Source organism: Rhizobium sp. ZPR4, assembly GCF_040215725.1.
Taxonomy (GTDB): domain Bacteria; phylum Pseudomonadota; class Alphaproteobacteria; order Rhizobiales; family Rhizobiaceae; genus Rhizobium; species Rhizobium rhizogenes_D.
On the sequence record NZ_CP157968.1, the window covers coordinates 1745544 to 1766342 of the forward strand.

Consider the following 20799-nt stretch of genomic DNA (forward strand, 5'->3'; position numbering starts at 1 on the left):
TGAAAGTCGACTTGCAGGAAGAGCGGCCGAACTTGATCTGAGAGAAACTGGGCGGGAAGCGCTAAGGAGAAGAGCTCGCCTCTTTACTGGCACCAATCCGGAATAAAGACGGGCGCTGCAAAAAAGCAGCGCCCGCGGGAAACTTACCAACGATACTTCAACGATGCGGTGATGTTGCGGCCCTGGCCTAGGTAGCAATAACCCTCGTTGCAGACCGTCAGACGGCGGTTGGCGATGTTGCGGACATCGACGGATGCCGTCAGGCCCTTGTACTTCTGATCAACCGCGCCGAAGTCGTAAGAGACTGCCGCATCCAGATAGACGCTTGCATCGTTCTTGGCCGTGTTGGCCGTGCTGGTATAGGTCTCGCCCGTATAGCGAATGCCGGCACCGACGGTCAGACCCTTTGCAGCAGAATCATCCTGGAACGTATAGTTCGACCAAATGCTGGCGATGTTTTGAGGCGTCACGGCAGGTGCGTTGCCGGCATCGTCACCACGGGTGATTTCAGAGTGATTGTAGGCGTAGGCGGCAACCACATCCCAGCCGTCGGTGATATTGGCCCTGGCTTCCAGCTCGATCCCTCTATTCGTCACCTCGCCAAGCGAGGCATAAACGAGCGTCAGCGGGTCGACCAGAACCGGCTTGTTCTTCTCGACGAGGTTATAGGCGACTGCTGACAGCATGATATCTGTGCCTGGCGGCTGATATTTCACGCCAAGCTCATACTGCTCGCCCTTGGTCGGATCGAGGATACTGCCGGAAGCAGACCGCTCCGTGACTGGATTGAAAGATGTGGAATAGCTGGCGAAGGGCGCGATCCCGTTGTCGAAGAGATAGAGCGCGCCGACCTGATAGGAAAACGCATTCTTGTTGAGGCTGTCGTCCGTCGTCGTGTTCGAAGAGACGAGCGTGGTGTCGGTCGACTGCTTGACCCAGGTCTGGCGTCCACCAAGCGTGAAGCGCCATTTGTCGAGTTCGATCTGGTCGAGCGCGTAGGCGCCGAACTGCTCCAGTTTGGCGTTGACCCGGCTATAATTATACTCCGGCGTCGGGCCGGACACCCCGTAAGTTGGATTGTCGAGATCGAAGTCGTAGGCAGGATTGGTGGTCGAATCAAATCCATACGCGAATGAATCGTTCATATGGGTATAATCGAGGCCGAACAGCATGGTATGGGCAGCAGCGCCCGTATTGAACTTGCTTTCAAGCTGATTATCGACCTGGAAGACGTTCATCTTGTCGCCGATCGCACTTGCACCACGTTGAGCGACGTCGCCGACCCAGCTGTAGGTGCTGAGATAGCGTGCCTTCAAATCCAGATGCGAGTAGCGAAGGTTCTGGCGGAAGGTGAAGCCGCCGTCGAACTCATGCTCGAACTGATAGCCGACCTGCTGTTGTTTGGTTCTCTGATAATCATAGTCCGGATCGCTGTCACGATAATCAAGGACATTGCCATCGGGGCCGATCATTGCGCCGGGATTTGCGTCCGACTCCGTGGATTGCGCCGATCCGTAGACAGTAAACTTCGTCGATTCGTCGGGCTTCCATGTGAAGGATGGCTGGATGAGATAGCGGTCGTCGGCAATATCGAAATTGGTATCGCCCTTTCGCGCCAGGCCGACGATGCGGTAGAGCATGCTGTCATCGTCCTGATTGACCCGGCCGCCGAAGTCGAACATCGTCTGGGCACGGTCCGATGTTCCGTAGAGGACACCGACCTCCCTGATCGTCTCGTCTGTTGGCAGTTTCGATATCTTATTGACGATACCGCCCGGCGAACCAGCACCGTAAAGAACGGAGACAGGCCCCTTTATGATCTCGACACGGTCGAGCGCATAGGGATCAGTCCGGAACATGGCGTAGTTCATGTAGGGCTGGCGCAACCCATCGCGATAGTCGCCGTCGGTGGTGATGTCATTGCCGCGAACGTAGATCTGGTCGAAGCGCGGATCGAAGCCAAAGGAACCGGTCTGGACGCCGGCCGAATAGCGCACCGCCTCGATGACGTCTTGCGCGCCGCGCTCTTCCATTTCCTTCTTGGTGATGACCGAGACGGAGCGAGGAGTTTCGACCAGGGGCGTATTGATCTTAGTAGCGCCCTGACTCTTCTTTGCCGCTACGGTCGTATTGTCGCTTGCGTCGCTCGACTGTCCACTGACGACGATCGGCGCGAGCTGGGTGGCACCTCCGTTATTCGCATTGGCCGCAGCGTCCTGCGCAAAGGCATTTCCACTTAAAGCAAACACTGTTGCAAGTGCGGTGGCGCCGCTTGCAAGCTGGAATCTCTTACATGTCAAACTACTGATATAATTATGGGATTTCTGCTTCATAAGCCCTTTGCGCCTGCCCGTTTCTGAAAAAGATGGCGCAAATTAGTTCGCAGGCGCAGCTGGCGTCAAGAATACATGAGTACAAGAGTCATATTTTTTATTGGTTTCCACTCTCATGTTGCAGAATGGCCCCGGTGATGCTGCACCGGATCGCGGAACACACCCGAAAATTAAGCCAGGCAAAGCATTTGACCTGCTTGCCAGATCACACCTCCCATAATATGAGAAATTTTATCACCTTTTTGAAAATCGGCGCTGTTGTTCCGGCGCCCCATATGATCGGTCAGCCGGAGAGGCCATGTCCCACACCTCATTACCAAATGCGGCTGCCATGACGGCGCCGGTCACTCTTGCCGGCTGCACATTCGCTGACCTGAAGTTTGACAATGCCGATCATCCTCACAGGATCCTTCTCTACCGTCCCGACAAGCCAGCCCCGCCAGAGGGTTGGCCAATCCTATACCTGACCGACGGCAATGCCTGCTTTGCGACTGCCGTCGATGCATTGAAGGTGCAGGCAAGCTATCCGAACGGAACTAACGTTGCGGAAGGCGTGATTGTCGCCATCGGCTATCCCACCGACGAGCCCTATGATCCGCTTCGCCGCTCCTGGGATCTGAGCCCACCGCCCGGGCGGGTCTATCCGCCGTTTTTCCCCGACACGCCGGATGTGAGGACCGGCGGCGGCGAGCGCTTTCTGACCCTTATTGAAGACGAGCTCAAACCCTGGATAGAGCGGCAGGTCCCGATCGACCGCTCACGCCAGACGCTTTTCGGCCATTCGTTCGGTGGCCTGTTCGCGCTCTATGCGCTGTTTCACAAACCAGATGCCTTCAGCCGCTGGATTTCCGCAAGCCCAGCGATCTACTGGGAAGATGCCGCTATTCTTTCGATGGAGAGGGAATTCCTGGACAGGCACAAAGAGCCGCTCGATATGGAACTGCATCTTTCCGCCGGCCAATATGAAGGCGAAACCCTAGCGCCCTTCCATAAAGGCACCGCCGAAGAGCAAAAACGACAGGAACGCGCGAAGGAAACGCGCACGATAGAACTCGCCCGCGACATGGCTGAGAGATGGGCCAAACTGGCGTCGTCCACAGAAACGATCACCTTTGAAGAATATGCCGGAGAGAACCACATGTCGGTCCTCCCGGCGGCGTTGAACCGGGCCGTACAGATCGCATTTCGCAGAAAGAAATAGATCCAAAATTCATAGGCTTACCGCCTAAAGTTGCAGCAGCTTCTTCGATTACGTATCACTCTTCGTGCATTTGGTGCGACGGAGCGCATTCGATCTGCATTTCTGGTCTTTTCCGGAGCGCCAATCGGTCAAAATTAACCCTTGATTAACCATAATCACCTTTATTTGCTATAGTGAATACAAGGACTTGATTCCAAAGACCGTCGCGCAATTTGCGATGAATGTGACCACACACGATTGTCGCGATCTACGAGATGCATTTTTCAAAGACGATAGCATTGATGATATTGGCCTGCCTCGGCGTTGGTTGCTCGACGACCGGCCCGGTTCGTCAATCGATCGGCGTGGAAACGGTCACCAGCGACAAAGCGCTGGCCTTCCCACCGCCAGGCGGACCTGCGATCGTCAACGTCGTGGAGCGCCGGCATGCCAAGGATGTCGAGCAGACGATCGCGCTTTCCACCTCGTCCTCCGTTTCCGGCCAGAATTTCCTCAAGGTCCAGTTTCTCGGGCTGACTGGCTCCAATCCAGGACTCGGGAGCCGGCCTTACAATACGATCAGCGATGGAACGATTGCCCGCGAAATGGCGGCCGCAGTGCCTGGCGTACGGCTCGCCCGCTCGGCGACCTTCGTTCAGAACAATTATGGTCCGTTCGGTTACGCCTCCGGCCAGAGCCGGGCCGGCGATACCTGCCTTTATGCCTGGCAGCAGGTAAAAGCCGGCTTTGCGCCACCGCAGGAGCAACGCAATTTCGGCATGGTGCAGGTGCGCATCCGGCTCTGCGACGCCCATGCGACGGAACGCCAGCTATTGAGCACGGTCTACGGCTATACGATCGCCGGCCACTTTGCCGGCGCAGCGCTCAACCCTTTCGGCGGCCCGCGTGGCGCTGATGCCGTTCTGGGCAAGCCCGGCGAGATCGTTTATCCCGACGCCACCCCTTATCGCACCGCGCCAATCAGCATCGGCTACCAGAACCGCCCTGCCGCACCGCGTCCCGCTGTCGTCCGCCGACCGGTCATAACGCAGCCTCAGCCACAGGCGGCGCCAGCTTTGCCGCCGATGATCGGCCCGCGCGTACCGCTGCCGGATGGGCAGACCGATCAACCGCAGACGAACGGCACAGGTGGCGCAAGCTCGATGGCCGTGCCGCCGCCTGCAAATACCGCGAGCAATATCATCGTGCCTTTACCGGACTGTAACGGAGCAACTGGCATATCTCAGGCGTGCCGCTAGCAAACGGCACTGCTTGGGGGCGCCAGGATGGCGTCTGGCAATACCTTTGAAGGGACACCGATGCAGACTGCACGCAGCATCTTGATATGGGCCGTGATAGCACTATGCGGGATCGTGCTGATCACGTTGCCGGTCAACCTTCAAACGCAGCTGATTGCCAGCACCGTGGTCGTCACTCTGATGGCGATCATCAAGATCCTCAAGCGTCAGGGAACCTGGCGGCTGGTGGCGCTTGCCTTCGGCACGGCGATCGTTTTGCGCTATGTCTATTGGCGCACGTCTTATACGCTGCCACCCGTCAACCAGCTGGAAAACTTCATTCCCGGCCTGCTGCTCTATCTCGCCGAAATGTACAACGTGGCGATGCTGATGCTCAGCCTCTTCATCGTCGCCACGCCCCTGCCGCCGCGCACCACGCGCGCCGCCGAAACCAAGCACTTTCCAAGCGTCGATGTCTTCGTGCCGTCCTATAACGAAGACACCAACCTTCTTGCCAATACGCTCGCTTCCGCCAAGGCGATGGACTATCCAGCCGACAAGCTCAAGGTGTGGCTGCTCGACGATGGCGGCACGTTGCAGAAGCGCAATTCGACCAAGATTTTGGAATCGCAGGCCGCAATTGCCCGCCACGACGAACTCAAGCGGCTCTGCGTCGATCTGGATGTCGAATATCTGACGCGCGACCGCAACGAACATGCCAAGGCTGGCAACCTCAACAACGGGCTGGAGCATTCGAACGGCGAACTGATCGCCGTTTTCGATGCCGACCATGCGCCGGCGCGCGATTTCCTGCGCGAAACCGTCGGCTATTTCGAGGATGACCCTAAGCTCTTCCTCGTCCAGACGCCGCACTTCTTCATCAACCCCGACCCGCTGGAGCGGAACCTGCGCACCTTTGACAGCATGCCGAGCGAGAACGAAATGTTCTACGGCATCATCCAACGCGGTCTCGACAAATGGAATGCCGCCTTCTTCTGCGGTTCGGCCGCCGTGCTCAGCCGCAATGCGCTGCAATCGCAAAATGGCTTTAGCGGTATCAGCATCACGGAAGACTGCGAAACCGCGCTTGCGCTTCATGGTGCAGGTTGGAATAGCATCTATGTCGACAAGCCGCTGATTGCCGGCCTGCAGCCGGCGACTTTCGCAAGCTTCATCGGCCAGCGCAGCCGCTGGGCGCAAGGCATGATGCAGATCCTGCGCTTCCGCTTCCCGCTCCTGAAGCGCGGCCTGACATTGCCGCAACGGCTCTGCTACATGTCGTCCACGCTGTTCTGGCTGTTTCCGTTTCCGCGCGTCATCTTCCTGTTTGCACCACTCTTCTATCTCTTCTTCGATCTGGAGATTTTCACGGCATCGGGCAGCGAGTTCCTCGCCTATACGCTTGCCTATATGCTCGTGAACCTGATGATGCAGAACTACCTTTATGGGTCGTTCCGCTGGCCCTGGATTTCCGAGCTCTATGAATATGTCCAGACGGTGCACCTGTTGCCGGCCGTTGTCTCGGTCATGCTCAATCCCCGCAAACCGACCTTCAAGGTCACCGCCAAGGATGAGTCGATTGCCGTCAGCCGCCTTTCGGAAATCAGCCGTCCGTTCTTCGTCATCTTCGCCGTTCAGATCATCGCGCTGGCGGTCACCATATATCGTATCTATGCGGAGCCCTATAAGGCCGACGTCACCCTCGTCGTCGGCGGCTGGAACATCATCAACCTCGTTCTTTCCGGCTGCGCGCTCGGCGTCGTCTCCGAACGCGGCGAACGTGCCTCTTCGCGGCGCGTCCGGGTCGATCGCCGCAGCGAATTCGGCATCGACGGCCGGTGGAACTCCGCTTCCATCGAGGACGTCTCCGTCCATGGCGCCAGGTTGAACGTCTTCAACAAGGATCTGGAACCGGTCAAGATCGGCGCGGAAGCCATCATCCGCTTCCAGCCCTATAGTGGTGCCGACACGGTGACCCTGTCGGTCATCGTTCGCAATATAGAGCAGATGGGTGACATTACCGCCATCGGCTGCCAATATGTTCCGAGGGGCGCTGTCGACCATCGCCTGATTGCTGACCTCGTCTTCGCCAATTCCGATCAATGGACGAAGTTCCAGCAGGCACGGCGGCGCAATCCGGGCATCATCCGCGGAACATTCTGGTTCCTGAGCATGTCGCTCTATCAGACCAGCCGCGGCCTGATCTATCTATTCAGGGGTGTTGGCTCGGATCGCAAGCAGCAGCGGCAGGATGCGAAGGCCAGAAGCTGATGAACCGCACCCTCTCCGCCCTCCTGCTTCTCCTTGGTGCCGTTGCCGCACAGGCACAGACAATGCCTTTCGACATGTCCGGCGAGCGGCCGAAGGGCGAAGCGCCGACAGTGCCTCAGATCGTAACTCCGCAAGCTGCTGCGCCGCAGACAGAGCCGCCGAAGGCAGCGGTGCCTCCGGTCACAGTGCCTCAGACCGTTGCACCACAGACCGTAGCTCCTCAAGCTACTCCGCCTCTGGTCATGATGCCGCCGGCCGTTACTCCGCAAACAGCTGCGCCACAGGTCGTAACCCCTGTCGCCCCCACCCAGACAACGCCACAAGTGGCGCCGAAGGCGAAACAGGCAACCGCGAGCGCCGACCCGTCGGCATTCCGGCGCTACGTCGTTCCCTTCGCAAAGCTGCGATTGGAAGGTGAAGCCGATCGCAGGTCCTGGTCGATCTATCTGACGCCGGAGCAGGCGGCGGCACCCGCGAAGCTCACCTTTGCCTATCAGAACGCCGTCGTCGTCGCCCCCGAGGCATCACAGCTCACGGTCCTCGTGAATGACCGCGCCGTACATCAGCAGCAGATCAGCTCCTCGGACAACGAATCCGATATCAGCTTCGATATCCCGCGCGGGCTCCTGCAGCCCGGCGCCAATCTGCTGACCTTCGAAGCGACGCAGCGGCACCGCGTCGACTGCGACATTCCGTCGACCTACGAGCTCTGGTCCGATATCGATCCCGCAAGAACTTATCTCAGCTTCGCCGGTCGCGAAGCGGAAAAACTGTCCACCACCGATGCGATCCGCGCGATCGGTGTCGACAGTACCGGCAAGACACAGTTCAATCTTGTCGTGCCGGCCCTGGCTCAACCGGGAACGACCAAACCGATCCTGCGTCTGGCGCAGGGACTGGCGATTTTGAGCGGAATGCCGAACGAAACCTTTTCGTTCGGCACGGATGCCCTGCCTGCGCCAGGCCCGGGCAAGATGACGGTCGTCGTCGGCACACCAGCGGAGCTACAGTCCGTATTTGCCGTTCCGGCGGCGGCGCAAAATGGAGCTTTGGCGACGTTTGCGATGGACCCACGCAGCGGTCAGCAGCTCCTCCTGATCAGCGGCCCTTCCTGGCAGGCGATCTCATCTGCGGTCGACATGGTGGTTTCGCCGACCGATCGCGATCCCGATAGCCGCCGCGATCTGCTGGTAACGCAACGATGGTCCGCACCCGACGCACCACTGATCTACTCAGGCACCAGCCTTTCCTTCGAACAACTGGGCGTCAGAACGACAGAATTCTCCGGGCGGCGTTTCCATACAAGCTTCAACGTGGCAATCCCGTCCGATTTTTATGCGAATGCCTATGGCGAGGCCACCATCCTGCTTGATGCGGCCTATGCCAAGGATGTGCGGCCAGGCAGTCATGTCGACGTCTATGTCAACGGCAGTATCGCCACGACCAAGCCGATCACGGTGACCGGCGGCGGCATCTTCCGGCAATTGCCCATCCGCATTACCATGCGGCATTTCAAACCGGGCTTGAACACGATCACGCTTGAAGCCATGTTGCTGGCCGACGAGGATACCGCCTGCGCGCCTGCCGCGACCTCAAGCACAACGCCACGCTTTGCCCTGTTCAACACAAGTCAGTTCACCGTCCCGGATTTTGCAAGGGTCGCGCAGCGGCCCAACCTCGCAGCCCTTGCCGGCACCGGCTATCCCTACAATCGCGAAACCGAGCCGACCGCGCTCTTCATCGACCGCGCGGACGCCGACACCTTATCTGCAACCGCGACGCTCCTCGGCCAGATGGCGCTGGTCGCCGGCCATCCCATCACAGTGGAACCCACCGCCTCGCCCAGTACGGTTGGGACCCGCAATGCGCTGTTCATTGGCTCCGTCTCGCAGCTGCCGTCGACGATCCTCACACAAATGAACATCTCCGCCTCGAGCCAGGTTGCCTGGCGCCCGCCTGCCCCGGGCCAAGGCGGCATACCAGAAGCTTCCGTGACCATTGCCGATTGGAACTCCCGCATCAGCGGCGGATTGCTGCAGGGGCAGATGCAGAGCTTCCAGCAATGGATGCACCGCAATTTCGATATCACCTTGAGCTCGCTTCGCTTCATCCCGAGTTCGGAGCAAGTGTTCACGCCCTCGAATGCCAATAGCTTCCTGATCGCCCAGGAGGCAAATCCGACCAATGACGCGACCTGGACCGTTGTCACCGCGCCCAGTGCCGGAGACCTGCGTGCAGGCGCCGAGGCAATGACCACGCAAAATACCTGGTCGCAGATCGGCGGCCGCATCACGGTCTATTCCGGCAAGACGGGAAAGATCGATACCGTGCCTGTAAGCCGGTTCACCTTTGTCGTCTCCCAACCCTGGTCGCTGACGAATTATCGGCTGATTGCCGCAAATTGGCTTTCCAGCAACATATTGTCCTACGCCTTCCTGTTCGTGGTCGGTTCCTTCCTGCTCGGAGTGAGCACGGCAAGCGTTCTTTCCAAGATCGGCAGGCGCGAATGAAACTCCGGCGCCTTGTTCTTGCGATCTGCAGCGCTGCCATCCTGGCGGCAGCACAACCGGCTGCCGCTCAACACGCGGCAATCGATCCGCAGGCATGGACTGCCTATAAGGCGAAATTCCTCGATGTGAATGGACGCATCATCGATAACGGCAATGGCGGCATCAGCCACAGCGAGGGGCAAGGCTATGGTATGCTGCTCGCCTACCTCGCCAATAATCCGGCCGATTTCGAACAGATCTGGTACTTTACCCGTACGGAGCTGCTGCTGCGTGACGACGGCCTTGCCGTATGGAAATGGGATCCGGCCGTCACCCCGCATGTGACGGACACGAACAATGCTTCCGACGGCGATCTGTTGATTGCCTATGCGCTGGCCTTGGCGGGATCGGCCTGGAACAACAAGGATTATCTGCAGGCGGCTGCGAGCATGGCCAAGTCGATCCTGTCCCATGTCGTCATCAGCGCCGCAGGGCGGACGCTGCTCATTCCCGGAGTCGAGGGTTACCGGCCTCCCGGGCGCAAGGATGGACCGATCATCAATCCATCCTATTGGGTCTTCGAAGCGATTCCCGTCATGGCGCTGCTGGTGCCTTCCGATCGCTGGCAGAAGCTCAGCGACGACGGCCTCGCCCTGCTGCACTCCTTGCAATTTGGCCCGCGCCAGCTTCCGGCCGATTGGGTAAGCCTGAAGGCGAAGCCAGAACCCGCCAGCGGCTTCGAGGCGGAATTCGGCTATAACGCCGTCAGAATCCCCCTTTACCTGGTGCGCGCCGGGATCGACGACAAGGCGCTGCTTTCACGTCTGCGGCAGGGCATGACCGTCGATGAAGATGAGCCAGCAACGATCGATCTGGCGACGGGCAAGCCGAAGGATTTGCTTCCAGACCCGGGTTATAGAATTGTTAACGATGTTGTGGCGTGTGTGGTGAGCGGAACGAAACTGCCTGCTTCGGTTCGGCAGTTCGCCCCATCGCTTTACTATCCAGCCACCTTGCAGCTGTTGAGCCTGGCTTTCGTCACGGAGAAACATCCGGAGTGTTTATAAAATCCACCTTGATCATGGCTTTCATGGCCGTCGCCGTGGCGGGGTTTACGCTCGCGACGAAGGATCACGATTCGCCGGAAGACAAGATCAAGCTGGCAAAGTCGGCACGCCTCGAACCGCAGACGATGCTTGCCGCCGATAACAGCTCGGCCGGCGGCTCCGGACAGCCCGTCGACTTGCAGGCGCTCGCCGATCATATACAAGCGGCTGCGCCGTCGGCGGTTCTCTCCGACACCCCTTCCAAGCCGGCAAATACGACTGCTGCGGATTCGATCGCCCAAGCCTCGCCACAGCCGCAATCAACGCAGCCATCGACGTCGCAACAGACCAACCCGACACAAGCTGCGGATAACCAGCCGAAGGTCGATGAAAGCGCATTGCGTTATTTTGCAAGCCGTGGCGACAAGGCGCGGCTCCAGGCGGAAATCTCCCGCCTGCAGACGCTCTATCCGAACTGGATGCCGCCGGCCGATCCGCTGGCCATTCCGCAAAACAGCGACAAGCAGCTCGAAGCTATGTGGCAGCTCTATTCCGAGGGCCGTTATGCCGAAGTGCGCAAGGCCATTGCCGACCGCCAGGCCGCCGAATCCGGATGGCAGCCGCCCGCCGATCTGCTGGAGCGCCTCGATATCGCAGAGGCACGCACGCGGCTCGTCAATGCTTCCGATCTGAAGCAATATCAGACTGTAATCGACATCGGCGCGAGGACGCCGAGCCTGCTGACCTGCAGCGATATCGACGTTCTCTGGCGCGTCGCCGAAGCCTTCATCCGCACCGATCGTGCAGCCCGCGGCCAAGATGCCTACAAATATATCCTGAAGGCCTGCACCAATCCGCAGGAGAGACTTGCGACCATCCAGAAGGCCGCCGCCCTTCTACCCTATCAATCGATGCAGGATCTCTTGTCCCTGGAAAAGCCAGACGGCAATGGCGGGCGCGAATTCGACAGCATCAGGACCGATCTGGCTCGCCGTTTCGTCGCCCAGGGCAATGACGATCCCAAGCTGACGGTATCCCAGGACTATCTGTCTCAGGTCGAGCGCGTCGCCCGCAGCCAAGGTCTTGCATCCGATGATTCGCTGCTCGGCTGGTACTATCTGCGCCGCAGCGATTATCCCGACGCCGAGCAATGGTTCAAGGCCGCGCATGAGAAGGAAGATTCGGCAACGATCTCGCAAGGTCTTGCCCTGGTGCTGATTGCCGACCACAAACCGCAGGAAGCCGAAGACGCCATGTATAAGTGGCGCAATGAATCCAAGGACGCGATGGCGACCTACCTTGCGGCAACCGCCAATCTGATGGCACTGCAACCACCGGCCAACCTCAGTGAAGATGTTCTCGCTCGTATCGCCGCGGAAGTCGTAAAGCAGAAATATGTCCCAACGGCCCAGCAGCTCGGATGGTTTGCGCGTTCTATGAACCAGCCGCAAGCTGCCGCACGCTGGTTCGAGACGGCTCTGCGCTGGAAACCCGACGATGAGCCTTCCGCCTATGGCCTTGCCATTACACGCAATCAGTTGAACGACCGTGTGGGCGTCGCCGAAGTTCAGAGACTGTGGGCCGGTCGCTCCCAACGTATCGCCGTGCTCGGCGAGCCGACACCGCGCACGACGGCATCAGAACCGCTGCCGTCCCCCAATCAGACCATGCAGCCTGCGCCCCAGACCTTACCCCAAACAACGATGCAGCAAGGCGCGTTGCAGAATGTGCCGCCGATGGTCTCTCAGGTAGCGCCCCAGCTTCCGGTAACTCAGCCCTACGTCAATACGCAGCCCCCCGTGCAGCCGGTAGCTCCTGCCCGCCGTCCTCCTGCCTCGAATTATGCTGAACCGGAGACCCGTGCCCGGGTGGCCACCCGCTCGACACGGCAGCCGGCAGGATGCAATGCCACCGTCAACGCGGAGCTGTTGACGCCCGGCAATGCTCTTTCCCGCGGCTGGTGCCTGATGAACCTCAATCGGCCGATGGAGGCGGTGGAAGCCTTCGGTGCCGCCTTGAACAACACGGATCCAAAATCGCGCGAAGAGGCGGCCTATGGACAGAGCCTCGCCTATCTGCGGGCCGGTCTTGCCAATGATGCGGCCGTCGCTGCGACCAAGGCACCGATGAACCATCAGCGCGCCGCCGAATTGCAGGTCGCCATACTGGCCGACCGCGCACTCTCCGCCTTCGAGGGCAAGCGCTATCACGAGACGTTGCTCTATCTAGACCAGCGCGCGCAGCTGCAGCAGGAGCGCGTCGACCTAATGGTGCTGCGCGGATATTGCTATCTCAATCTCAAAATGTACGACGACGCCGAGCGCATCTTCACCGCTGTCGCCGCAACCGGCAGCCGCGACGGCAGCCGTGGTTTGCGCGACCTCCAGCTTACGCTACATCCCCAGCCCGGGGATTATTGATGGCGCGGAAGTCGCAGGCCATTATCGGCAACAACTCCTGACATGCCACTAGGGTGCCTGTACCCCGGTCGCAGTCGTATACACTCGATAAAGCGATCGCGTGGCGGCTATGAACAGCTGGTTTCGCTTCGCGCCCCCAAAAGTGAGGTTGGCGACCGTCTGCGGTATCTTGATCTTGCCGATCAAACTGCCGTCCGGCGCGAAACAATGAACGCCGTCGCCAGCGCTTGTCCAGATATTGCCTTCGACGTCAGCTCGGAAACCGTCCGGAATGCCGGTGTCGATGTTGCAGAAGACCTGGCCGTTTGCGAGTTTCTTGCCATCCACGACGTCGAAGACGCGAATGTGCCTTGGGGCGCTGACGTCGTGGCTTGCCGCTGAATCAGCAACGTAAAGTTTCGTTTCGTCCGGCGAGAAGGCCAAGCCGTTCGGCTGGCAGAAATCATCCGCCACGACATCCAGCTCCCCCGTCGACGGATCGAGCCGGTAGACATTGCGGGTCGGCTGCTCCGGCTCTGCCTTGTAACCCTCGTAATTCGAGAGAATGCCGTAAGTGGGGTCGGTAAACCAGACCGTTCCATCCGAGCGAACGACCACGTCATTGGGTGAATTCAACCGCTTGCCCTTATAGCTATCAGCAAGAACGGTGATGGAGCCGTCGATCTCGGTACGCGTCACCCGGCGGGTGCCGTGTTCGCACGACACGAGCCGCCCTTGGCGGTCGCGCGTATTGCCATTGGCGAAATTCGACGGCGCGCGGAAGACGGAGACATGGCCGCCCGGCACCCAGCGCAGCATGCGCTCGTTGGGAATGTCGCTCCAGATCAGGCATCCGGCGTCGGCAAACCATACCGGCCCCTCTGCCCAGCGGCAATCCGAATAAAGCTCTTCCAAGCCAGCGCTTGGAACGACCAGATTGCGGAAGCGCGTGTCGTAGATTTCGTAAATGGACGAGACGTCGTTTGGCATCATAGTTTTCCTAGGGGTCTTGGGGAACGAGTTCAGCGCCCGCCAATGGGACGGCCGCCAGCAACGAGAATGACGGCAATAATGATCAGACCGGTGAGAACGAGCCTTGGGCCGGCGCCGAAACCATAGGTGTTGAGCATGGAGACAACCAAGAACATGAACAGCGAGGCGCCCCAGATGCCCGGCACGTTGGAATCGCCGCCGGCAACCGCCGTCCCGCCGATGATGACGACGGCGATCGACATCAACAGATATTCCGCGCCCATGTTGAGCGCTGCGCCGCCGGAGAAGCTCGCGAGCAGATAGCCGCAGATCGAGGCCAGGATGGCGCAAAGCACATAGGTCGCAAGCCGCGTTCCATCGACCGGGATGCCGGCCATGCGCGCTGCAAACATGCTCTGGCCGATCGCCGATATCCAGCGGCCATAGATCGTTTTTTCCAGGAGAATCCAGGCAAGCGCCGACAGCAGCAGGGCGACGATAGCGACATTTGGTATGCCGAACACACCCGACGTGGTGAAATCGGCCAGATATTCGGGCGGCTTGATGCGCAAGCCGCGATTGCTCCAGATGGCGGTCGACTGAATGATGAAGCTCATGGAGAGCGTTGCGATGATCGGCGGAATGCGCAGCAGCTTGATCAGCGCATAGTTGCCGATGCCGATGCCAAGCCCGATCACAACCGACACCAGCAGACCCGGCACGATCATGCTGTCTTCGACATTCATGAGTTTCAGCGCGATCGTACCGGCAAGCGTCATGGTGGCAGGCACGGAAAGATCGATGTTACCCGGCCCGAGCGTGATGACGAACATCTGCCCGATGCCGACGATAACAGAGAATGCCGCAAAGGTGAGTGCGGCCTGTGAGAGACCGATAGAACTGGCGCCGCCGGTGAAGAGGACGGTGATGATCCACACCGCGATTGCCGCGATGAAAGACCAGATCCAGGGCTTGCGGCCAAGCGTGCGAAAAGCGATCATGATTGTTTCTCCCGCTTTTCGACGCGATTGAGCAAGAGCCTGAGCGCAAGCACAATAATCAGGATCGCGCCCTGTGCGCCGATCTGCCAGTCGGGCGAGATACGCAGAAATGACAGGAAGGAACCCGCCAAGGTCAACGTCAGCGCGCCGATGACGGCACCCACCGGAGAGACGCGGCCACCGGTAAATTCGCCACCACCGAGGATGACGCCGGCGATCGACAGCAATGTGTAACGCAGCGCGATGTTCGCATCCGCCGAGGTGGTGAGCCCGACCAGCGCAATACCGGAAAGTACGGCGAAGAAGCCAGCCAGCGCATAAGCCGCCGCACGCAGGCTGACGACGGACCAGCCGGCCCGCTGCAGCGATCGCTGATTGCCGCCGACGCCGCGGATAAGCACCCCGAAAGAGGAGCGCATGACGATCAGATGGGAAAACAGCGCGATGACCACGCTCGCTATGATCGCCATAGGAACAAGCGGCGGTTTCGAGGTCATCAGCCAGCGCGCCCAATCCGGCGCGGTGCCACCCGGCGCCGGCAACAATAGAACCGCAAGGCCGCCCCAGACGAAGCTCATGCCGAGCGTGACGACGATCGATGGCAGATCCCTGATATAGATGACGATGCCGATCGCGGCATAGACGGCGATTGCGGCCGCCAGAATGAGGATGCCGATGAGCGGAGAGGATTGCAGATAGGTCGCCGCCACGCAGGCCGTGAAGCTGACGAAGGTCCCCATCGACAGGTCAAGATCGTTGACCGACATGATCATCATCTGCGCGATCGTCGCCAAGGCAATCGGTACGGCGAGATTGAAGAGCAGATTGAGACCGATATAGCTCATGGCGCGCGGCTGCAGATAAAAGACCGCGGCGAGCAGCACGGCAAGCGATAGCGCCGGAATGAGCAGGCGCAGGGTAGCGGATGACGGACGGCTCATGCGCCCTCCCCCGCAAAGGAAGCCGCCAGCACATTTTCCTCCGTGATGTGCTTTCCAACCAACTCGGCGACGATGGCACCATCGCGAAAGACATAGGCGCGGTCGCAAAGACGGATCTCGTCCATCTCCGTTGAATACCAGATGAAAGTCCGGCCGGACGAAGCCTCGTCGTTCAAGATCCTGTAGACCTCCTGTTTGGTACCGATATCGACACCGCGCATGGGATCGTCCATCAGCACGATCGGCGCCGTCGTGGCCAAGGCGCGGGCAAACAGAACTTTCTGCTGATTGCCGCCGGACAAGGACAGAATGCCGTTTGCCATCGTCGGCGTACGAATTTCGATGCGACCTTTCCAGTCCGCTCCGAGGCGATCCTCCTGCCCGCTGTCGACGACAGACATTCTTGAAAAGTCGCCCAGTGAGGCAATGCTGAGGTTTTTCAGGATGCTCCACAGCGGGAAAGTGCCGTTCAGGCTCCGGTCGCCGGCGACGAAGGCGATATTGCCCTGCCTGCCCGGCAACCAGTTGCTTGAAAGCGACCGATGGAGATCGAGCAGCATGTCGGTCTGACCGTGGCCGGCCAGTCCGGCGAGCCCTATCACCTCGCCCTTGCGGGCATTGAAGCCAAGTCCCTTGCCGCCTCGTGCCGGCAACGCAAGGAGAGGAGGCGATGCGCCGCCCTCCCCGCTCGTGCGCTTGCGGTCCTGCTCCTTGACGACACTGCCCATTGCCTGGACCAGGCTGTGGACTGTGAAATCCTGGGCGCTGCGATCGGCGACGACGCGGCCGTCCTTCATGACCAGAATGCGGCTCGCTGTCGAAAGGATCTCGCCGAGAATATGCGAGATCAGCATGACAGCGCCACCGGCCTGCACGAAGCCGCGCACATAGGCCATCAACTGCGCCGCAAGCCCCGCATCGAGCGAAGAGGTAGGTTCATCCAGGATGACCAGCTTCGGCTTCTCGCCGACGGCACAAAAGGTGATCGCGATCTCTACCATCTGCCGCTCGGCGATCGAGAGTTCGCCGACTGTCCGCATGACGTCGATCCTGTGACCGGCAAAAATCTCGTCGAGCTTGGCACGAACGATGATCGCCGCCTGCCGCCGCCAGTTCCAGCCGGCAAGGCCGCGATGGACAACCCGCATATTCTCAACGACGGTGAGATTGGGGGCGAGCGACAATTCCTGAAAGACGCAGCGTATGCCGTGCGCGCGCGCCGCGTTGACGCCGTGCACAGTGCTGTCCCCTTCATAGGTGACGTTGCCCTCGTGCGGGCTGAGACCACCATTGATGACGTTGACGATCGTCGACTTGCCGGCACCATTGTGACCGACGAGCCCTATGCACTCGCCAGCATGAACCGTCAGATCGGCACCATCGAGCGCTTTCACAGCACCGAAATGCACCTTGATGCCCCGGGCCGAGACGACGGCTTGCGGGCCGGCATCCTGTCTCTTCAAAGCATTGTCTTTGGCTGCAATCATGGATCGTCCGGTCGGGCGTTGCATCGGCGGGCGCCGCCTTTTCATCGGCGGCGCCAGTCTTTACGGCTTGCGAAAATCGGCTACTTCGCCGCGGCGATGACCTTCTTGGCGTCGTCGAGCGTATATTCGACGTTGGCGACACCGCCCGCCTGCGTGGTGGCAAGGTTGGTTTCGAGATTGTCCTGATCGATGCGCAGGAACGGGACAACCAGATCCTTCTTTACCTCTTGACCGTCAAGGATCTGCTGGGCGACCCAGAAGGCGAGTGTCGAGACGCCGGGCGCGATCGAGACCGACATCGTCTCATAGCCATTGGCATCCTTCTCCTTCTTCCACCAGGCAAGCTCATCCTGACGGTTGCCCATCACGATCGTGGGCATCGGACGCTTGGCCGCGGCAAAGGCCTGGGCAGCACCATAGCCGTCACCGCCCTGGGTCACGACCGCAGCAATATCGGGAAGGCTCGGCAGGATACCAGCGACGGCACGCTGCGCCACATCCTGAGCCCAGTCGCCATGAACCGAACCGACAATCTTGAACTGCGGATATTTGGCGGCAGCCTCGTGGATACCGGCCGAAATCTCATCATCGACCGAGACGCCGGCAAGCCCGCGGATCTCAAGCACATTGCCACCCTTCGGCATCTTCTTGGCGAGATATTCGATCTGGCTGGCACCCATGCCCTTGAAGTCGACGGCGATGCGCCAGGCGCAGGGTTCGGTAACGATACCGTCGAAGGAGACGACAACGATCTTGGCATCGCAGGCTTCCTTGATCGCACCGTTCAGTGCTGTCGGCGATGCGGCATCGATGACGATCGCATCATAACCCTGCAGGATCATGTTCTGGATCTGGGCGGCCTGTTCGGTTGCCTGGTTTTCGGCCGTTGTGAACGGATCGGCGGCGGCAACGACTCCGGTTTTGACCGCTTCGCCCGTCACCTTCTGCCAGCTGGTCAGCATGGCCTGGCGCCAGGAATTGCCAGCATAATTGTTCGACAATGCAATTTTCTTGGACGACGTATCGGCAAAGGCAGCACCCGGCGCAGCAACGCAAGCGATGACGGCGGATGCCATAAGCATCTTGGCAATATTCATTTTTTCCTCCCAAAGAGCCTGTACTTCATCTTCCAGGCCAAGATTTTCGAACGCGCTCCTCAACGAACGATCGAAAATAATATTTGCACTGAAGGTTCCCCTGTCAGTAAAAACAGGATGTCCGAGATTGTGACGCTTGTACAGGCGCTTAAAGGGCGGGACCTTGCGGGATCCCGCAGAAAAGATGCGCAAATCCGCAAGACGGATCACCCGGATCGGCGCTTAATAGCGTCGGAAATCTGCATGCTGCGAGCGGCCGGAGGAGTAAGGGTCGACGCATTGCCTGGGAGGGCGTGTCTTGCGCGATCTGGCGCCGCAATCGGTCTTCGACCATTATCTCAACATATCAAGGCTTCTTGCCGGCCAGCTCGACTTTCACTCGGTCATCCAGGCGGTCGCTGCCGAAATCAGCCATGTCATCCCGCATGACCATCTCGACGTCTGTATCATCCTGATGGATGAACAGTTTCATACCGCCTACGAGAGCGGACTGGAGACGGATTGGGGTCGCCGCTTTCCGGCGCCCGTGAGCAACAGCCCCATCCGCACGCTTCTTTGGGGCGAGACCGACTACCTCCTAACCGACGATGCCTGGAGTGATCCGCAATTCCATTTTCAGGGTGCTTTCTCGCATCCGATCTTTCATCAATCGCTACACAGCCGTCTGCACGTGCCCCTCAAGGTTCAGGGCCACGTCATCGGTGCTTTGTCCTGCTCAAGTCACCAGACCGGTCTCTACACCATGCAGGATATAGAAAGTGCCCGCGTGATTGCCGACCTCCTGGCACCGCATTTCTTTGCAATCCGTGCCGCTGACCAGGCCAAACGATCGGCGATCGTGGAAGCCGAGGCCCGTGCCCGCGAAGAGGGTCTGCGCCTCGGCGCCCTGAAACTAACCGAGGCGTTGGAGGCCGAACGTCAGCGCATCGGCATGGACCTGCATGATCAGATTCTTGCCGACCTGACGCGCCTTTCCCGGCGGCTGGAACGGCTTGCCCGCCAGCCCGATGTCACCGGCGAAGCGCTTGAGCCGCTGTTTCGTGGCTTGCAGCACAGCATGCACGATCTTCGCCAGATCATTGAGGAAGCCAAGCCCTCGGTTCTTCAACTTTTCGGCTTCGCACAGGCAGTGGAGAACCATCTTGAACGGTCAATCCAGGAGAGCGAGGCGACTTTGACCTGGATCCTGAACGATGACACCGGTGGCGCGATCGACTGCCTTGAACAATCGGTGTCCATTGCCCTTTTCCGCATCGCGCAGGAGGCCATCAATAACGCTATTCGCCACGCTCAGGCTGAGAGCATCGAGGTTCATCTGAAAGCGGCCGAGGGTGCCGTCACCATTGATGTCATGGATGACGGCGTTGGACTTGGAAATAGCCGCAGATCTTCGGGCGGCGGTATCGAAAACATGAGGACGCGCGCGCGCTTGATCTCAGCGCGCTTTACGATCAAGGCTGCGGCTGCGTCCCGTGGAACAACCGTCAGCGTCAGCCTGCCTGCCAAGGCGCAATCGGTGGGAGGAGCTGCGGCATGAAGGTTCTGATCATCGAGGACGATCCGCTTCATCGCTCCTATCTGAATGAAGCGGTCCGCGCCGCACTTCCCGAATGCGATGGCGTGCTGGAGGCGGAAAACGGCAATGCGGGCGAACGGCTGGCGCGGGATCTGAAATCCGCTCACATCGTCATGGATCTGCAGATGAGCCAGCGCAATGGCATCGAGGCGGCTCGCACCATATGGAAGGAACGGCCGGAAACGCGCATTCTGTTCTGGTCGAACTATTCGGACGAGGCCTATGTTCGCGGCGTCTCGCGCATCGTCCCTGTCGGCGCCGTCTATGGCTACGTCCTGAAATCAGCCTCTGACGACCGCCTGAAGCTGGCGCTTCGCAGCATCTTTATCGAGAGCCAATGCGTGATCGACCGCGAAGTGCGCGGCATGCAGCAAAAAAGCCTCGGCAATGTCAACGGCTTTACCGAGGCCGAGTATGAGATTCTGATCGATATAGCACTTGGATTGACCGATCGCGCCATCGCCCAAAGGCGCAATCTCTCGGTACGCAGCGTCCAGAACCGATTGCAGCAGCTATACGTCAAACTCGGCGTCTATCAGCCGCGCGGCGGCCAGGATGACGATGGCCGGTTCAATCTCAGAGCGCGCGCCGTTGCCGTGGCGTTTCTGAGAAAACTGCTCAATCATAGTGCACTCGAACGGGCAGAAGCCGATCTTTCTGGCTGGCTCGCGCGCCAACCACACGATTGAGGTAGAAGCTAGCCACCGATGTTGATCGTGCTTGACGTCTTCCCTCGAATAATTGTCTATTGCTAGCAATAGACACTAAC

General features: G+C 59.5%; 14 protein-coding genes. 8 read left to right on the forward strand and 6 right to left on the reverse strand.

All coding sequences use genetic code 11. The features are described 5' to 3' along the window. Positions 1 to 143: 143 nt before the first annotated feature. A complete protein-coding gene (locus ABOK31_RS27570; protein ID WP_349960000.1) occupies positions 144 to 2333 on the reverse strand; it encodes a TonB-dependent siderophore receptor in 2190 nt (729 codons plus the stop codon). A gap of 331 nt (positions 2334 to 2664) precedes the next feature. Here ABOK31_RS27570 and ABOK31_RS27575 point away from each other — a divergent pair, with 331 nt between their 5' ends. The 6 genes from ABOK31_RS27575 (at position 2665) to ABOK31_RS27600 (ending at position 12977) form a co-directional block, all read left to right on the forward strand. Beyond that, positions 2665 to 3534, forward strand: a complete 870-nt coding sequence (locus ABOK31_RS27575) for an alpha/beta hydrolase-fold protein (RefSeq protein ID WP_349961332.1) — start codon at positions 2665 to 2667, stop codon at positions 3532 to 3534. 254 nt (positions 3535 to 3788) lie between these two features. Continuing rightward, positions 3789 to 4772 (forward strand): cellulose biosynthesis protein BcsN, encoded by a 984-nt coding sequence (bcsN, locus tag ABOK31_RS27580; RefSeq protein WP_174171853.1) that lies wholly within the window; start codon positions 3789 to 3791, stop codon positions 4770 to 4772. Positions 4773 to 4832: 60 nt separating this feature from the next. Further along, the gene (bcsA, locus tag ABOK31_RS27585) at positions 4833 to 7022 is read left to right on the forward strand and encodes a UDP-forming cellulose synthase catalytic subunit (RefSeq protein ID WP_174171854.1); all 2190 of its coding nucleotides are present in this window, start codon (positions 4833 to 4835) and stop codon (positions 7020 to 7022) included. Continuing rightward, positions 7022 to 9532 (forward strand): cellulose biosynthesis cyclic di-GMP-binding regulatory protein BcsB, encoded by a 2511-nt coding sequence (locus tag ABOK31_RS27590; protein ID WP_349960003.1) that lies wholly within the window; start codon positions 7022 to 7024, stop codon positions 9530 to 9532. The genes bcsA and ABOK31_RS27590 overlap by 1 nt, the downstream gene beginning before the upstream one ends. Then, positions 9529 to 10578 (forward strand): glycosyl hydrolase family 8, encoded by a 1050-nt coding sequence (locus ABOK31_RS27595; RefSeq protein WP_349960005.1) that lies wholly within the window; start codon positions 9529 to 9531, stop codon positions 10576 to 10578. The genes ABOK31_RS27590 and ABOK31_RS27595 overlap by 4 nt, the downstream gene beginning before the upstream one ends. Then, positions 10575 to 12977 (forward strand): cellulose synthase, encoded by a 2403-nt coding sequence (locus tag ABOK31_RS27600; RefSeq protein ID WP_349961334.1) that lies wholly within the window; start codon positions 10575 to 10577, stop codon positions 12975 to 12977. The genes ABOK31_RS27595 and ABOK31_RS27600 overlap by 4 nt, the downstream gene beginning before the upstream one ends. Positions 12978 to 13025: 48 nt before the next feature. Here ABOK31_RS27600 and ABOK31_RS27605 read toward each other — a convergent pair whose 3' ends face one another. The 5 genes from ABOK31_RS27605 to ABOK31_RS27625 form a co-directional block, all read right to left on the reverse strand. Continuing rightward, the gene (locus ABOK31_RS27605) at positions 13026 to 13946 is read right to left on the reverse strand and encodes an SMP-30/gluconolactonase/LRE family protein (protein WP_349961336.1); all 921 of its coding nucleotides are present in this window, start codon (positions 13944 to 13946) and stop codon (positions 13026 to 13028) included. A 32-nt stretch (positions 13947 to 13978) separates the two neighbouring features. After that, positions 13979 to 14929 carry an ABC transporter permease gene (locus tag ABOK31_RS27610; protein WP_174171858.1) on the reverse strand — a complete coding sequence of 317 codons (951 nt, stop codon included), beginning with the start codon at positions 14927 to 14929 and terminating at the stop codon, positions 13979 to 13981. After that, on the reverse strand, positions 14926 to 15870 hold the full coding sequence (locus tag ABOK31_RS27615) for an ABC transporter permease (RefSeq protein ID WP_349960009.1): 945 nt from the start codon (positions 15868 to 15870) through the stop codon (positions 14926 to 14928). Before ABOK31_RS27615 ends, ABOK31_RS27610 begins: the two co-directional genes overlap by 4 nt. Next, entirely contained in the window at positions 15867 to 17357 is a 1491-nt protein-coding gene (locus ABOK31_RS27620; protein ID WP_349960011.1) for a sugar ABC transporter ATP-binding protein, read from the reverse strand. Before ABOK31_RS27620 ends, ABOK31_RS27615 begins: the two co-directional genes overlap by 4 nt. A gap of 80 nt (positions 17358 to 17437) precedes the next feature. Further along, complete coding sequence (locus ABOK31_RS27625) at positions 17438 to 18454, reverse strand: ABC transporter substrate-binding protein (RefSeq protein ID WP_174171861.1); 1017 nt, start codon at positions 18452 to 18454, stop codon at positions 17438 to 17440. A 298-nt stretch (positions 18455 to 18752) separates the two neighbouring features. Here ABOK31_RS27625 and ABOK31_RS27630 point away from each other — a divergent pair, with 298 nt between their 5' ends. Both ABOK31_RS27630 and ABOK31_RS27635 read left to right on the forward strand, forming a co-directional pair. Beyond that, on the forward strand, positions 18753 to 19991 hold the full coding sequence (locus ABOK31_RS27630) for a sensor histidine kinase (protein WP_174171862.1): 1239 nt from the start codon (positions 18753 to 18755) through the stop codon (positions 19989 to 19991). Then, positions 19988 to 20719 carry a response regulator transcription factor gene (locus ABOK31_RS27635; protein WP_349960013.1) on the forward strand — a complete coding sequence of 244 codons (732 nt, stop codon included), beginning with the start codon at positions 19988 to 19990 and terminating at the stop codon, positions 20717 to 20719. The genes ABOK31_RS27630 and ABOK31_RS27635 overlap by 4 nt, the downstream gene beginning before the upstream one ends. Positions 20720 to 20799: the final 80 nt, after the last annotated feature.

Excerpts from the sequence above, each read along its gene's own strand:
- ABOK31_RS27635 (WP_349960013.1), top strand. The coding sequence starts at position 19,988 with ATGAAGGTTCTGATCATCGAGGACGATCCGCTTCATCGCTCCTATCTG.
- ABOK31_RS27605 (WP_349961336.1), bottom strand. The coding sequence starts at position 13,946 with ATGCCAAACGACGTCTCGTCCATTTACGAAATCTACGACACGCGCTTC.
- ABOK31_RS27615 (WP_349960009.1), bottom strand. The coding sequence starts at position 15,870 with ATGAGCCGTCCGTCATCCGCTACCCTGCGCCTGCTCATTCCGGCGCTA.
- ABOK31_RS27595 (WP_349960005.1), top strand. The coding sequence starts at position 9,529 with ATGAAACTCCGGCGCCTTGTTCTTGCGATCTGCAGCGCTGCCATCCTG.
- ABOK31_RS27610 (WP_174171858.1), bottom strand. The coding sequence starts at position 14,929 with ATGATCGCTTTTCGCACGCTTGGCCGCAAGCCCTGGATCTGGTCTTTC.
- bcsA (WP_174171854.1), top strand. The coding sequence starts at position 4,833 with ATGCAGACTGCACGCAGCATCTTGATATGGGCCGTGATAGCACTATGC.
- ABOK31_RS27590 (WP_349960003.1), top strand. The coding sequence starts at position 7,022 with ATGAACCGCACCCTCTCCGCCCTCCTGCTTCTCCTTGGTGCCGTTGCC.
- ABOK31_RS27625 (WP_174171861.1), bottom strand. The coding sequence starts at position 18,454 with ATGAATATTGCCAAGATGCTTATGGCATCCGCCGTCATCGCTTGCGTT.
- ABOK31_RS27575 (WP_349961332.1), top strand. The coding sequence starts at position 2,665 with ATGACGGCGCCGGTCACTCTTGCCGGCTGCACATTCGCTGACCTGAAG.
- ABOK31_RS27620 (WP_349960011.1), bottom strand. The coding sequence starts at position 17,357 with ATGATTGCAGCCAAAGACAATGCTTTGAAGAGACAGGATGCCGGCCCG.
- bcsN (WP_174171853.1), top strand. The coding sequence starts at position 3,789 with ATGCATTTTTCAAAGACGATAGCATTGATGATATTGGCCTGCCTCGGC.
- ABOK31_RS27570 (WP_349960000.1), bottom strand. The coding sequence starts at position 2,333 with ATGAAGCAGAAATCCCATAATTATATCAGTAGTTTGACATGTAAGAGA.